Origin of the sequence: Nonomuraea sp. NPDC059007, assembly GCF_042740555.1 — a bacterium.
Taxonomy (GTDB): domain Bacteria; phylum Actinomycetota; class Actinomycetes; order Streptosporangiales; family Streptosporangiaceae; genus Nonomuraea.
This window is the reverse complement of the sequence record NZ_JBHYJD010000003.1, coordinates 206,041-220,094: the sequence shown is the minus strand read 5'-3', so window position 1 is coordinate 220,094 and position 14,054 is coordinate 206,041. Positions and strand designations below refer to the sequence as shown.

Below are 14,054 nucleotides of genomic sequence, written 5' to 3'. Positions count from 1 at the left end.
GCGCATGGTTTGTCCATAGAAGCGGTCCGGTGATCGCGCCAGGGTGGCGGCACGGACCCTTCGCACGAAAGGACGCACATGCGTCGACGATCCGCCGCGTTAGCCGGGCTCCTCGCGCTCGCCACCCTCACCACCACCCCCGCCCAGGCCACCCCCGCACACCCCTCCGCGCAGACCGGCGCACAACGAGCCTCGGAGACCGGCGGGCCGCAAAAGCTCCCACCCGCGGCCTCAGCCGCCTCACCGGAGGGCGCGGGAGCGCGGGAGCCCTCGCCCACCGACGCCCCGCCGGACGTCCGCCTACCGCCCACCGCGCCTCCCACCGCACCGCCCACGACCTCGTCCCCCTCTGAGGCGCTGTCCAGCCCCTTGGTGCCGTCGGCGGCCGTCGCGGATCCGGTGACGATCTCCTCGCGGGAGCTGTCCGTCTCCCTGGACCCGGCCTTTCCCCGGGTGCTCGGCTACACCGACCGGGCCGGCGGCGCCACCCTGGGCGGCAGTACCACCGCCCCGGTCGTGGTCCTGAACGGCACGCCGTACCCGGTGACGGGGACGCTCACCGGCACGGACGGGAAGACCGCCCGCTACCGGCTGACCTTCGCCGCGCTCGACGGTGTGGCGCTGGAGGCGTCGGTGGGGGTGCGGGGCCGGACCACGACGTTCAGGATCGACAAGGTGAGCGACACGGCCGCCTTCCGGGTCGGGGCGATCGACCTGCCCGGTCATGACCTGGTTTCGGTGGCCAGTGACCAGGCGGGGGCGGCGACGGCGTTCACCCGGCTGGATCCGAACTCGACGCGGACCGCCGACGTGTTCGCCAAGGTCACGGCGCAGACGGCGGCCGAGGCGCAGCCGGTCGGGGCGACCTACGGGATCGTCAACACCGACCGGCTGGCCGCGGCGATCGAGTCGAACTCCACCTACGACCGTCCCTCCGGCCCCACCGACGTGGACCGCGCCCGCTTCTGGCACCAGGCGCGCAAGGGGGCGGACGGTGTGGTCCGGGTGGGCGTGTGGAGCGGGCAGTGGACCTACCGGGCGGCGGGCGCGCCGTTCACCGAGGAACTGCCGTGGGCGAAGGTGGTCGTGACGCCCGACGCGAACGGCGACGGGACGCTGGACTGGCAGGACGGCGCGATCGCCTTCCGCGGCATCGGCGTCAAGGCGCGGGGCGCCGAGCAGACCAAGGACCGGGTGGCCATCCACATCCCGTTCAACTTCGCCAGCCAGGCGACCCACCCGTTCCTGCGCACGCTGGACGACGTCAAACGCGTCGCGCTGGCCACCGACGGACTGGGCCAGCTGGCGATCCTGAAGGGCTACCAGTCGGAGGGCCACGACTCGGCGCACCCGGACTACGGCGGCAACTACAACAAGCGCGCCGGCGGGCTCAAGGACCTGAACACGCTGCTGAAGACCGGCAGGCGATGGAACGCCGACTTCGGCGTGCACGTGAACGCCACGGAGGCCTACCCGGTGGCGAAGACGTTCAGTGAGACGCTGGTGAACAAGGACGCCAAGGGCTGGAACTGGCTCGACCAGTCGTACTACATCGACCAGCGCACCGATCTGACCACCGGCGACCTGGCCAGGCGGTTCGGGCAACTGCGCGAGGAGACCGGCGGCGACCTCGCGCTGCTCTACGTCGACGTGTACTACAGCCACGGCTGGACCGCCGACCGCACGCTGGCCGAGCTGCGCCGCCAGGGCTGGCAGGTCTCCACGGAGTGGTCGGACAAGCTGGAACGCGCCTCGCTGTGGTCGCACTGGGCCACGGACATGAGCTACGGCGGCGCCACCAACAAGGGCCTCAACTCCCAGATCATCCGCTTCATCCGCAACCAGGAGAAGGACGTCTGGAACGCCCACCCGATCCTCGGCAACGCCAGGATCGAGGAGTTCGAGGGCTGGACCGGTGAGGTCGACTGGAACGCCTTCACCCGCAACATCTGGGAGCACAACCTTCCGGCCAAGTTCCTGCAGCACTACCCGATCCTCGACTGGAACGCCGACGAGATCGTCTTCGGCGAGGGCGTGACCGGAACGGCCAGGAACGGCAGGCGCGAGCTGTTCCTCGGCAACAGCAAGATCCTGGACGGCACCACCTACCTGCTGCCGTGGAAGGGCAGATCCTACCACTACAACCCGGCGGGCGGCCCGACCACCTGGGACGCCGACCGGCCGATGCGCCTGTACAAGCTGACCGACCAGGGCCGCGTCCCCGCGGGCACGCTCACCCCGTCCGGCGGCAAGATCACGATCACCGCCGAGCCCGGCGTGCCGTACGTGCTGTATCCCGGTAAGGCCCCCAAGCAGGACACACCCGAGTGGGGCGAGCGCTCCGGCGTCGCCGATCCCGGCTTCAACGACGACACCCTGCGCGCGTGGGAGCGTACCGGCCAGGTCTCGATCGAGAAGAACGCCAAGGGGCAGCGGGTCGCGCTGCTGGCCGCCGGCCGGCCCGCCGCGATCGGGCAGAACCTCAAGGGCCTGACCCCCGGCCGCACCTACAGCGCCTCGGCCTGGATCGAGGTCGAGCCGGGCAAGACCCGTGAGACCACCCTGGAGGTCGGCGGTCAGGCCACGCGCATCAGCGGTTCCACGGCCAGGAACAACGTCGCGGCCGACGAGAAGCACGGCACCTACTTCCAGCGCGTCAAGGTCGTCTTCACCGCGACCGGGAACCACGCCAAGCTCCGCCTCGGCGCGGGCGGCGGTGACGGCGCGGTCCGCGTGGACGACGTCCGCCTGGTCACGACCGTCAAGCCCGGCCCGGTCGAGGACTTCGAGAACGTCGACCAGGGCTGGGGACCGTTCGTGAAGGGCGACGCGGGCGGCAGCACCGACCCGCGCACGCACATCGCCCAGAAGCACGCCCCGTTCACGCAGGCCGGATGGAACGGCAAGACCGTGGACGACGTGATCGGCGGCGAGGAGTCGCTCAAGGTCCACGAGGAACGGCAGGGCCTGGTCTACCGGACGGTCCCGCAGACCGCCCGGTTCGTGAACGGCCACGCCTACGAGGTCTCCTTCGCCTACCAGAACGCCCAGCCGGGCACGTACGCCTGGGTGAGCGGCTATGACAAGGGCGGCAGAAGCGTCGAGACCCGGCGCACCCCGATCCCCGAACAGCGCTCCACGACCCGCTTCACCGAACGGGTGGTCGCCGGGTGCGGCGAGGTCTGGGTGGGCCTGCGCTCGCTGCGGCCCGAGCAGGCCGGGGCCGACTTCATCCTCGACGACTTCGCGGTCAAGGACCTCGGCCCCGCCCAGGAGCCGCTGGCCTGCGCCTCGCTGGAGGTCCGGCCCGGCACGGCCACGCTGGAGCCGGGGGTGGCCAACGACGTGACGACGGTCTTCACCAACCTGGAGGACGCACCGGCCGGGGTGGGCGTGACGCTGGCCGTACCGGAGGGGTGGCAGGTCGGCGGGCAGGGGACCGGGACCGTGCAGCCCGGCGCCGCGCTCACCACCACCTGGAAGGTGACGCCGCCGCCCGACGCCCCCTACCGGGCCTACGACCTCAGGGCGAGCGCCGTCTACGGCGGCAAGCGGGTCGAGGCGGCGGTCACCGTGCGGACGCTGCCGCCACCGCCCTCCGGTACGGCGTGGGCCAGCGACCACGACTGGGTCAGCGCCGGCAACGGCTGGGGCCCGGCCGAGCGGGACCAGTCCAACGGCGAGCAGGGCGAGGGCGACGGCCGGCCGCTGACCATCGGCGGCGTCGCCTACGCCAAGGGCCTGGGCGTCCACGCGCCCAGCACGATCCGCTACTACCTGGGCGGACGCTGCACCGGCTTCACCGCCGCCACCGGCGTGGACGACGCGCAGCCCACGCGGGGGTCGGTGCGGTTCACCGTGCTGGCCGACGGGGCGGTCAAGGCGCAGAGCCCGGTCCTGCGCGCCGCCGACGCCGCCCACGAACTGCGCGCCGACCTGACCGGGGCCCGGTACGTGGACCTGGTCGTGGACGACGGCGGCGACGGCAACGGCAACGACCACGGCGACTGGGGAGGGGCCCAGTTCACCTGCGGGTGAACCGCTAGGATCCCCTCCCGGCGTGGAGGAGGGCGTGAGGATGGCGCAGCCGTACCGGCAGTGGATGCACTACCTCACGCCCGGCCCGGCCCACCGCGGTCTCGGCCTGGTCTGCCTGGGCGTCGGCCACCAGGACGGCGCGCTGCCGACCGTGGGCCCGCGCACCATGCAGAACCACGTGGCGGTCGTGGTGACCGAGGGCGGCGGCTGGTTCGCCGAGGCGGGCGGCGCGCCCGTGGAGGTGGCCGCGCCCGCCGTGCTCTGGCTGCGTCCCGGCGTCCGGCACCACTACGCGCCGCACCCGCCCGGCTGGACCGAGTGGTTCGTCGACTTCACCGGCTCGGCCGTCGCCGCCTACACCGAGCTGGGGTTCCTGGGCGACGGGCGGCCGGTGACGCCGCTGACCACGCCAGAGCCGGCCGCCCGCGCCATCGGGCGCATTCTCCAGGCGTGCCGGCGCGGCAGCCCGTACCTGGAGGTGGAGACGTCGGCGGTCGTGCACGAGGTGCTGGTGGCGCTGCGGCACGCCCGCGTGGACGAGGGGCCGGACGGCGTGCTGGAGACGCTCGCCAGGGACGCCTGCCTGCCGATCCCGGTGGCCGAGCACGCCAGGCGGCTGGGGCTGCCGCTGGCCGAGCTGCGGCGGCGGGTACGGCGGCTGACCGGGTGCAGTCCCAAGGACTACGTGCTGACGGTCCGGCTCAACCAGGCCAAGGATCTGCTGGCCGGGACCGATCTACCGGTGGCGGCGGTCGCGCGGCGGGTGGGGTATGACGATCCGGCGTACTTCACCCGGTTGTTCACCCGCCGGACGGGGATGCCGCCGAGTGAATTTCGCGCCCAACGTTTCGGTTAAGTCAGGACTTTTTGTCAAACTTCATGTCAAATAGGAGGACAATGGGGGTTCCAGGAGGAGGATCCCTTGCGTCGCTGGTTATCAGGGCCGCTCGCCGCCGTGCTGTCCCTCGCCATGGCCGCCCCGGCCCACTCCGCTCCGCCCGACCCGCCCCCGCCCCCGCTCACAACCCCGTTCCCGCTCAGGACGGCGCCCGATCCCGAGCCGCCGCCCGCCACACCTCGGGCGCCGACCTACGAGCTGCCTTCGCCGGAGGAGTCCGCGACCGGCGCGCCGCAACCGGGCGTTCAGCGCATCCTGCCCAGCCCCGCACAGGTCGCACGCCCCCTGACGCTCGCCTCCGGCGAGCTCGCCGTCGAGGTCGATCCGGGCTTTCCGCGCGTGCTCGGCTATACCGACCGCGCGAGCGGGGCACGACTGGGCGGCAGTACGGCGCTGCCGGCCGTCGTGCTGAACGGCCGGCCGTACCCGGTCACGGTGGCCCTCACCGGCACGGACGGGAAGTCCGCCCGCTACCGGCTGACCTTCGCCGGCCTGGGCGGCGTCGAGCTCGACGCGGCGATCAGCGTGAAACGGCGGGTGGCGACCTTCGCCGTCGTGGCCGTGCGCGACACCCCGGCCTTCCGCGTGGGCACGATCGACCTGCCCGGCCACGACCTGGTGTCGGTGGGCGGCGACCAGCCGGGCGCGGCGACGGCGTTCACCCGCCTGGATCCGAACTCGACGCGGACGGCGGACGTGTTCGCCAAGGTCACGGAGCCGGAGGCGGAACCGATCGGCGCGACCTACGGCATCGTCAACACCGACCGGCTGGCCGCCGCCGTCGAGACCAACTCCGTCTACGACCAGCCCGCCGGCGCCACCGACAAGGACGCCGCCCGCCTGTGGCACCAGGCGCGCAAGGGGGCGGACGGTGTGGTCCGGGTGGGCGTGTGGAGCGGGCAGTGGACCTACCGGGCGGCGGGCGCGCCGTTCACCGAGGAACTGCCCTGGGCGAAGGTGGTCGTGACCCCCGACGCCAACGGCGACGGCACGCTCGACTGGCAGGACGGCGCGATCGCCTTCCGCGACATCGCCGTCACCCCGCCCGGCGCGGGCGAGACGAGCGGGCGCGTGGTGACGCACATCCCGTTCAACTTCAGCAGCCAGGCGACCCATCCGTTCCTGCGCACGCTGGACGACGTCAAACGCATCGCGCTGGCCACCGACGGACTGGGCCAGCTCGCCCTCCTGAAGGGCTACCAGTCAGAGGGCCACGACTCCGCCCACCCGGACTACGGCGGCAACTACAACACCCGCGCCGGCGGCCTCAAGGACCTCAACACCCTGCTGAAGACCGGCAGGCGATGGAACGCCGGCTTCGGCGTCCACGTCAACGCCACCGAGTCCTACCCCGAGGCGAAGACGTTCAGCGAGACCCTGGTGGACAAGAACGTCAAAGGCTGGAACTGGCTCGACCAGTCCTACCGCATCGACCAGCGCCGCGACCTGACCGCGGGAACGCTCGCCGAGCGCTTCCGGCGGCTGCGCGAGGAGACCGACCGCAACCTGTCGGTCCTGTACGTGGACGTCTTCCGGCCGTTCGGCTGGGTCGCCGACCGCACGCTGGCCGAACTGCGCCGCCAGGGCTGGCAGGTGACCACGGAGTGGTCGGACAAGCTGGAACGCTCGTCGCTATGGGCCCACTGGGCCACCGACCTCAACTACGGCGGCGTCACCAACAAGGGCCTGAACTCCCAGATCATCCGCTTCATCCGCAACCACCAGAAGGACGTCTGGAACGCCCACCCCATCCTCGGCAACGCCCGCATCGTCGAGTTCGAGGGCTGGACCGCCGAGAACGACTGGAACGCCTTCTACCGCAACATCTGGGAGCACAACCTGCCGGTCAAGTTCCTGCAGCGGCAGCCGATCACGAAGTGGACGGACGGGGAGATCCTCTTCGAGAACGGCGTGCGCGGCACCCTCACGAACGGCAGGCGCGAACTGTTCGTCAACGACCGCAAGGTCCTCGACGGAACCGCCTACCTGCTGCCGTGGGAGGGCAGGTCCTACCACTACAACCCGGCGGGCGGCCCGACCACCTGGGCGGCCGACCGGCCGATGAGGATCTACCGGCTCACCCCGCAGGGCCGGGTCGCCGAGGGCACGCTCACCCCGTCCGGCGGCCGGATCACGATCACCGCCGAGCCCGGCGTGCCGTACGTGCTCTACCCCGGCGATCCGCCCCGGCAGCCCGAGCCCGGGTGGGGCGAGGGCAGCGGCCTGCGCGACCCCGGCTTCAACGGCGAGCGCGCCTGGACCACGACGGGCCCGGTGAGCCTGCGCGTCAACGACCTCGGCCAGCGCCACGCCCACCTCGGCGGCGGCGCGCCGGCCGCGCTGGAGCAGCGCGTCACCGGCCTGCGTCCCGGCCGCCGCTACGCCGCCGAGGCGTTCGTGGAGATCGAGCCGGGCCGCACCCGCGCCGTGACCCTGGAGATCGGCGGGCGGAAGGTCCGGCTGGACAGGTCCACGGCCAAGAACCACATCGCCTCCGACGAGAAGCACGACACCTACTTCCAGCGTGTCCGCGTGCGTTTCACCGCCCCCGCCGGGCCGGTCACGCTGCGGATCGCGGCGGCGGACGGGGAGGGGGCCGTGCTGGTGGACGACGCCCGCGTGGTCGCGACGACCGCGGGGCAGGACGGCTTCGAGGCGCCGGAGGCGGGCTGGGGGCCGTTCGTCAAGGGCGACGCGGGCGGGTCCTTCGACGCCCGCACCCACCTGGCGCAGCGGCGCGAGCCGTACACACAGAAGGGGTGGAACGGCAAGGCGGTCGACGACGTGCTGGCCGGAGACTGGTCGCTGAAGGTCCACGAGGAACGGCAGGGCCTGGTCTACCGGACGGTCCCGCAGACCGCCCGGTTCGTGAACGGCCACGCCTACGAGGTCTCCTTCGCCTACCAGAACGCCCTGGCCGACGCCTACACCTGGGTGACCGGATACGACAAGGGCGGCAGAAGCGTCGAGACCCGGCGTACCCCGATCCCCGAGCAGCGCTCCACCACCCGCTTCACCGAACGGGTCGTGGCCGGGTGCGGCGACGCCTGGGTGGGCCTGCGCTCGCTGCGCGCCGAGCAGCCGGGCGCCGACTTCATCCTCGACGACTTCGCCGTCAAGGACCTCGGACCCGTCGCCGAGCCCGCCGCCTGCGCCACGCTGGAGGTCAGGCCGGCCGCGCCGAGCGTGGAGCAGGGCGTCGCCAACGAGGTCACCACCGTCTTCACCAACCTGGAGGACGCGCCCGCCCGCGGCGTCGAGGTACGCCTCACCGGGCCGCCCGGCTGGAAGGTCGAGGGGGAGGGGCGCGGCGACGTCGAGCCGGGCGCGGCGCTCACCACTGTGTGGAAGGTCACCCCGCCCGCCGACGCCGCCCACGACAGCTACGAGCTGAAGGCGGTCGCCGCGTACGCGGGCAAGAGCGTGGCGGGCCTCGCGGTCGTCAGGACGCTCCCGCCGCCGCCCACGGCCGACGCCTACGCCGGCGACCTGGAGTGGGTGGTGGCCGGCAACGGCTGGGGGCCGGTCGAGCGTGACCAGTCCAACGGCGACCGGGCCCAGGGCGACGGCTCGCCGCTCACCGTCGGCGGCCGGGTCTTCGCCAAGGGCCTCGGGACGCACGCGCCCGCCAGGATCCGCTACTACCTGGGCGGACGGTGCGCCGCCTTCACCGCCGTCGTCGGCGTCGACGACTCGCAGGCCGCGCCGCGCGGGTCGGTGAGCTACACCGTGCTGGCCGACGGGGCGGTCAAGGCGGAGACGCCGGTTCTGCGCGGGCCCGATCCGGCCCACGAGCTGAGCGCCGACGTGCGCGGCGCGCGGTTCGTGGAACTCGTCGCCGGCGACGGCGGCGACGGGATCGGCAACGACCACGCGGACTGGGGCGATGCCCTGTTCCGGTGCGGATGAGGAAGGATTTTGCCTTAGCCGACGCTTATCCAGCCCGTGATCGGATGTCCTGCGAGTACTGTGCGCTGTCGCAGGCGAAGACATGAAGGAGATCACCGTGGCCGCGTCGTCATCGTCACGCAACGTCAGATCGGCGATACCCTGGGTCACGACCGTCGCCCGGTTGGTCCTGGGCGTGGTGCTGATCGTGGCCGGGGGGCTGAAGATCGGCAACCCGTCCGACTCGGTGGTGGCGGTCAAGGCGTACCAGCTGCTGCCCGAGTCGCTGGCCACCATCGTGGGCTACGCGTTGCCGATCGTGGAGATCATCATCGGCATCCTGCTCGTGATCGGCCTGATGACCAGGGTGGTGGCGGTGGTCGGGGCATTGCTCATGCTCGCCTTCGTCTTCGGCATCGCCTGGGCGTGGGCGAAGGGCTACAAGATCGATTGCGGCTGCTTCGGGGGTGGCGGCGAGCTCAAGAAGGGCCAGGAGCCGACGTACCTGATCGACATCCTGCGGGATTTCGGGCTGGTGGTGCTCGGCGTCTGGGCCGCGCGTTTCCCGCCGGGGCGTTTCGCCCTCGACGGGGCCCTCGGACTGCACACGGTGGATGACAAGGAGAACGACTGATGGGCAAGGGCGACCGCGAGAAGTCGGCGCGCGACAGGATCAAGGAGCAGCAGGCCGCCGATCGCAAGCGGGAGCAGCGCCGGCGGATCATCACCTACACCACGGCGGGCGTCGTGGCGGTGGCCGCGCTGGGGGCGGGGGTCCTCTGGAACATGAACCGCTCCAAGTCGGAGGAGACGGGCGCCAACCTCGCGCCGATCACCGTCGCGGCCGACGCGGGCGTCACGATGGGCAACGCCGGGGTCGACAAGCCGGTGATCGACATCTACGAGGACTTCCAGTGCCCGGCCTGCAAGGAGCTGGAGCGGGTCAGCGGGTCCACGTTCAAGAACCTGGCCGCCGAGGGCAAGGCCAAGGTGGTCTACCACCCCATCACGATCTTCAGCGAGGAGCCGACGCGCGGCAACTCCATCCGCGCCGGGGCCGCGGCCCGCTGCGTGAAGGACGGCAAGCAGTGGATGGCCTTCCACGACACCCTCTTCGAGAAGCAGCCGAGCGAGACCGTCGAGGGCTTCAAGATCGACCAGCTCGTCGGGTGGGGCAAGGACGCCGGCATCACCGCGGCCGACTTCGAGCCGTGCGTGACCAAGCAGCAGTACGCCGGTGTCCAGCAGAGCTACAGCGACAAGGTCAACAAGGAGCAAAACTTGACCGGCACACCCACCGTCAAGCTCAACGGCGTCGAGATGGACAACGAAGTCCTCTTCCGCCCGTCGGAGCTGCGCGAGGCCGTCCTCAACGCAGCCAAGTAGCCCGCCGGTCCGCTACCCTCACCTGACATGCCCCTTGTTGCCTCGATTCCCAGCCCTCCCCAAGGGGTCTGGTATCTCGGCCCGATTCCGATCCGGGCCTACGCACTCTGCATCGTGCTCGGCGTCATCATCGCCGTCTGGATGAGCGAGCGCCGCTGGCGCGCCCGTGGCGGCGCGCCCGGCACCATGATCGACATCGCCGTGCCCGCGGTGATCTTCGGTCTCATCGGTGGCCGGCTCTACCACGTCATCACCGACTGGCAGCTCTACTTCGGCCCCGAAGCCCCCAACGAGCCGTATGAGGCGCTGTTCATCTGGAACGGCGGGCTGGGGATCTGGGGCGCGGTCGCGCTGGGCGCGGTCGGCGTCTGGCTGACCTGCCGCAAACGCGGCATCTCACTGTCGGCCGTGGCCGACACGGTCGCGCCGGGCATCGCCATCGGCCAGGCGATCGGCCGCTGGGGCAACTGGTTCAACCAGGAGCTCTACGGCGGGCCGACCGATCTCCCGTGGGGGCTGGAGATCGACATCAACAAGGACGGCACGGTCGACGGGCTCTACCACCCGACCTTCCTGTACGAGTCCATCTGGAACCTCGTGCTCGCCTTCGTGCTCATCTGGGCGGGCAAACGCTTCACCCTGCGGCACGGGCGGCTGTTCGCGCTCTACGTGGCCGGCTACACCCTCGGGCGCTTCTGGATCGAGGGGCTGCGCATCGACCCCGTCGGCGGCGTGGACCACGCGGTGACGTTCCTGAGCCTGCGCATCAACCAGTGGACCGCGATCGTGCTGTTCGTCGCGGCGCTCGCCTTCTTCTTCGCGACGCGCGGCAAGGACACCGTGGAGTACGTGCTGCCGCGCGACGGCTCCGGGCCGCCGGGTGAGGACGCGTCGGCCGACCCGGCGCACGCGGCCGACCAGGCCGACGACGCCGACAATGCCGACAATGCCGACACCGTCCGGGACGCGGACACCGCGGAGAAGTCGGCCGACGACGCGGAGAAGGCGGAGGACGGCGAACCCGCCAAGGCGGACGCCTCCACCACCGGCGACGGACCCGCCGCCGACGCAACCGACGAGCCCGAGAAGCCCGCCGAGCCCGCGAAGACCGCTGCGCCCGCGAAGACCGAAGAGGCCGAGGTGCCCGTCGCGCAGACCGACGAGCCGGTCAAGGACGACGGGGTCAAGGACGACGCCGTCAAGGATGGCGCGGAAGCCGTACGGGAAGAGGAAAAGAACCCGCGATGAATGATCGCGCGGAGCAGCACCACCAGCATCGCGATGTCACCGGCGGCTGGCTTCGGCCGTCGGTGTTCGGGGCGATGGACGGGCTGGTGTCGAACTTCGCGCTCATCGCCGGTGTCGCGGGCGGAACCGACGACACCAAGGTCATCGCCCTGGCCGGGGTCGCGGGCCTGGCGGCCGGGGCGTTCTCGATGGCCGGCGGCGAGTACGTGTCGGTGGCCAGCCAGCGCGAGCTGGCCCTGGCCGAGATCGCCGTCGAACGGCGCGAGCTCGACCGCCACCCCGACGCCGAGCAGCAGGAACTCGCCGACGACTTCGTCTCCAAGGGCGTCGCGCCCGACCTGGCCGCCGAAGTGGCCAGGCAGATCTCGGCCAACCCCGAGCGCGCCCTGGAAGTGCACGCCCAGAACGAACTGGGCATCGGGCCCAAGGACCTGCCCTCGCCCAAGGTGGCGGCGCTGTCGTCGTTCGCCTCGTTCTCGGCGGGGGCGGTGCTGCCGCTGCTGCCGTACCTGCTCGGGGTGACCAGCCTGACGTTGTCGGCGCTCCTGTCCTGCGTGGCGCTGTTCGGGGCGGGCGCGCTCGTCTCGGCCGTGACCGCCCGCAGCTGGTGGTACTCGGGCCTGCGCCAGCTCGTCGTGGGAGCGGTGGCGGCGGGACTGACCTTCGCGCTCGGCAACCTGATCGGAGGAACGGGGCTGTGAGGAGCAGCAGCAGGAAGCGGCGGCGTACCCGGAGTACCCCGTCGTCGGACTGGCAGCTGCCGCTGCTCAGCGACATGGGCCTGCGGCCCGAGCAGCAGCGCCTGCTCGTGATCATCGGCTCGGCGCTCGGCGTCGTGGTCCTGGCCGTGGGGCTGGTGGCCGTCATCGGCTCGCTGGGCACCGGCTACCTGCCCGACCGCGCGGCCACCGCCGCGGCCGGCGGGCCCGGCACCGCCCGGCCGGACTCCTTCCACGGCTGGAGCTCGCCCAAGCTGTTCGAGCCGATCAGCGAGCGGGCCAAGGACGCCAAGCCGCTGAGCGAGAAGGAACTGTTCGCCGGAAAGACGCTGGCCGACGAGAAGAAACTCACGCTCAAGCTGGTCGCGCACGAGCTCGGCGCCGACTGCGCGGCCGTGCTGTGGGGCCCCTCGCTGGTCGAGAAGGCCGCCGACGGCGAGTGCACCCAGGCCGCCCGCGCCCTCTACACCAGCTCCGACGGCCGCTACGTGGCCCAGTACACCCTGCTCAACCTGCGCGACGCCAAGGCCGCCGACGAGCTGGTCACCGAGCTCAAGGCGGGCTACCGGGGCGGCTGGACCCACGCCCTGCAGAGCGAGAAGGCATCCTTCCCCGGCGGCGGCTACACCGAGGGCGGCGCCTACGCGCTCGGCCACTACCTGGGCGTGGTCTGGATCGGCCGCGCCGACGGCGCCGAGCCCACGCCCAAGGACGACTTCGTCTCGGCCACCCTCACCCTGCGCGGAGCGGAGAAGGCCGTCTACCGCCGCGTCGTCGCGATCACCGGGCAGCAGCCCTCGTGACCCACCGTCCCGCCGGAGCCCGCCGATGATTCCCGCTCGCGTGGCCGCGCCCGTGGCCGTGCTGATCGTGCTCGCCGCCGCCCTGGCCGCCTGGTTCCTCACCCGTGGCGGCCCGGCCCGGCCCGCGACCTTCCGCGGCGAGCCCACCTCGGCCATGTACGCCGCCATCGACTCCCGCCAGAGCGACGCCGCCCCGCTCACCACCGAGGAGGTCTTCCCCCCGGCCACCGCGAAGCTGGGCGAGCTGACCAGGGGCGCGGCCGAACAGCTCGACGACTGCGCCGACGCCCTGGCCGGACCCGAGGCCACCGGCTGCTCGCAGGCCCTGCGCGCCACCTACACCGGCCCGGCGGTCAACGGCCAGTTCGTCATCTTCAACCTGCCCGACGGCCGCGCCGCCGACGCCCTGGTCTCGGCGCTGGGCAAGGAGGGCTTCCTGGAGCAGGCGGTCGCCTTCGACACCGCCAGAAGCTGGGCGCAGGCGCGGGCGCTCGGCCACTACGTGACCGTCAGCTGGGTGGGCCCGGCCGCCGAGGGTGCCAGGGTGGACCTCACCCAGTCACAGGTGACCCTGGACACCTTGGCGCGCGTCGTGCAGTCCAGGGTCCTCAAGGCCGTCTGACCCGGCCACCGCGCCCCTTCCAGCCCGGCCGGTACGGCTACCGCCCCCCGCTCCACCGCGGCCGCGTGGGGCTTGACCAGCCACGTCGACAGCCGCACCCGTGACAGCCCGAGCGCCTGGGGTTACTCGCCCACGAGCAGGCCGGGCGTGAAGTCCCCGAGCTCGTGGTCGCCGACGCTCAGCAGGTGGGCGCCCGGTGGCCAGAAGCGGGCGCCGAGCAGCGGCACGGTCTCGGGGGTGGGGGCGACGTGACCGAGCGTGTGTCGGGCCCCGGCCTCTTCGAGCAGGCGTTCGAGCCCTTTCGCGCTCCATCGGGGCGGCATATCGGCCCTGGAATTCCGGGGTTTGGGACACAGGTGTCCGTATACCGGAACAGGTGTGATGTTCGCGATGTGGACCTGGTGGGCACCATTCGGGCAACGTGTTGTAACCTCTAACGCACAACTGCAGCA

10 protein-coding genes are annotated in these 14,054 nt (G+C 71.9%); 9 read left to right on the top strand and 1 reads right to left on the bottom strand.

The features are described from left to right. Positions 1–78: 78 nt before the first annotated feature. The 9 genes from ACFWY5_RS06355 (at position 79) to ACFWY5_RS06315 (ending at position 13,602) form a co-directional block, all read left to right on the top strand. Positions 79–4,038, top strand: a complete 3,960-nt coding sequence (locus ACFWY5_RS06355; RefSeq protein WP_379630709.1) for an endo-alpha-N-acetylgalactosaminidase family protein — start codon at positions 79–81, stop codon at positions 4,036–4,038. 40 nt (positions 4,039–4,078) lie between these two features. After that, positions 4,079–4,894, top strand: a complete 816-nt coding sequence (locus tag ACFWY5_RS06350) for an AraC family transcriptional regulator (RefSeq protein ID WP_379630821.1) — start codon at positions 4,079–4,081, stop codon at positions 4,892–4,894. Positions 4,895–4,960: 66 nt separating this feature from the next. Further along, entirely contained in the window at positions 4,961–8,845 is a 3,885-nt protein-coding gene (locus ACFWY5_RS06345) for an endo-alpha-N-acetylgalactosaminidase family protein (protein WP_379630708.1), read from the top strand. A gap of 82 nt (positions 8,846–8,927) precedes the next feature. Then, positions 8,928–9,458, top strand: a complete 531-nt coding sequence (locus tag ACFWY5_RS06340; protein WP_379624095.1) for a MauE/DoxX family redox-associated membrane protein — start codon at positions 8,928–8,930, stop codon at positions 9,456–9,458. Continuing rightward, positions 9,458–10,210, top strand: coding sequence for a thioredoxin domain-containing protein (locus ACFWY5_RS06335; RefSeq protein WP_379624097.1), 753 nt, complete (start codon positions 9,458–9,460; stop codon positions 10,208–10,210). Before ACFWY5_RS06340 ends, ACFWY5_RS06335 begins: the two co-directional genes overlap by 1 nt. Positions 10,211–10,237: 27 nt before the next feature. Further along, positions 10,238–11,458, top strand: a complete 1,221-nt coding sequence (lgt, locus tag ACFWY5_RS06330; protein WP_379630707.1) for a prolipoprotein diacylglyceryl transferase — start codon at positions 10,238–10,240, stop codon at positions 11,456–11,458. After that, on the top strand, positions 11,455–12,159 hold the full coding sequence (locus tag ACFWY5_RS06325; protein WP_379630706.1) for a VIT1/CCC1 transporter family protein: 705 nt from the start codon (positions 11,455–11,457) through the stop codon (positions 12,157–12,159). The genes lgt and ACFWY5_RS06325 overlap by 4 nt, the downstream gene beginning before the upstream one ends. Next, complete coding sequence (locus ACFWY5_RS06320) at positions 12,156–12,980, top strand: hypothetical protein (RefSeq protein ID WP_379630705.1); 825 nt, start codon at positions 12,156–12,158, stop codon at positions 12,978–12,980. Before ACFWY5_RS06325 ends, ACFWY5_RS06320 begins: the two co-directional genes overlap by 4 nt. A gap of 25 nt (positions 12,981–13,005) precedes the next feature. Continuing rightward, positions 13,006–13,602: a hypothetical protein gene (locus tag ACFWY5_RS06315; RefSeq protein ID WP_379630704.1), complete on the top strand. Its 597-nt coding sequence runs from the start codon at positions 13,006–13,008 to the stop codon at positions 13,600–13,602. Between the two features lie 122 nt (positions 13,603–13,724). Here the strand turns inward: ACFWY5_RS06315 and ACFWY5_RS06310 are convergent, their stop codons facing one another. Beyond that, a complete protein-coding gene (locus tag ACFWY5_RS06310; protein WP_379630703.1) occupies positions 13,725–13,925 on the bottom strand; it encodes a hypothetical protein in 201 nt (66 codons plus the stop codon). Positions 13,926–14,054 lie beyond the last annotated feature (129 nt).

Excerpts from the sequence above, each read along its gene's own strand:
- ACFWY5_RS06355 (WP_379630709.1), top strand. The coding sequence starts at position 79 with ATGCGTCGACGATCCGCCGCGTTAGCCGGGCTCCTCGCGCTCGCCACC.
- ACFWY5_RS06350 (WP_379630821.1), top strand. The coding sequence starts at position 4,079 with ATGGCGCAGCCGTACCGGCAGTGGATGCACTACCTCACGCCCGGCCCG.
- ACFWY5_RS06340 (WP_379624095.1), top strand. The coding sequence starts at position 8,928 with ATGAAGGAGATCACCGTGGCCGCGTCGTCATCGTCACGCAACGTCAGA.
- ACFWY5_RS06335 (WP_379624097.1), top strand. The coding sequence starts at position 9,458 with ATGGGCAAGGGCGACCGCGAGAAGTCGGCGCGCGACAGGATCAAGGAG.
- lgt (WP_379630707.1), top strand. The coding sequence starts at position 10,238 with ATGCCCCTTGTTGCCTCGATTCCCAGCCCTCCCCAAGGGGTCTGGTAT.
- ACFWY5_RS06325 (WP_379630706.1), top strand. The coding sequence starts at position 11,455 with ATGAATGATCGCGCGGAGCAGCACCACCAGCATCGCGATGTCACCGGC.
- ACFWY5_RS06315 (WP_379630704.1), top strand. The coding sequence starts at position 13,006 with ATGATTCCCGCTCGCGTGGCCGCGCCCGTGGCCGTGCTGATCGTGCTC.
- ACFWY5_RS06310 (WP_379630703.1), bottom strand. The coding sequence starts at position 13,925 with ATGCCGCCCCGATGGAGCGCGAAAGGGCTCGAACGCCTGCTCGAAGAG.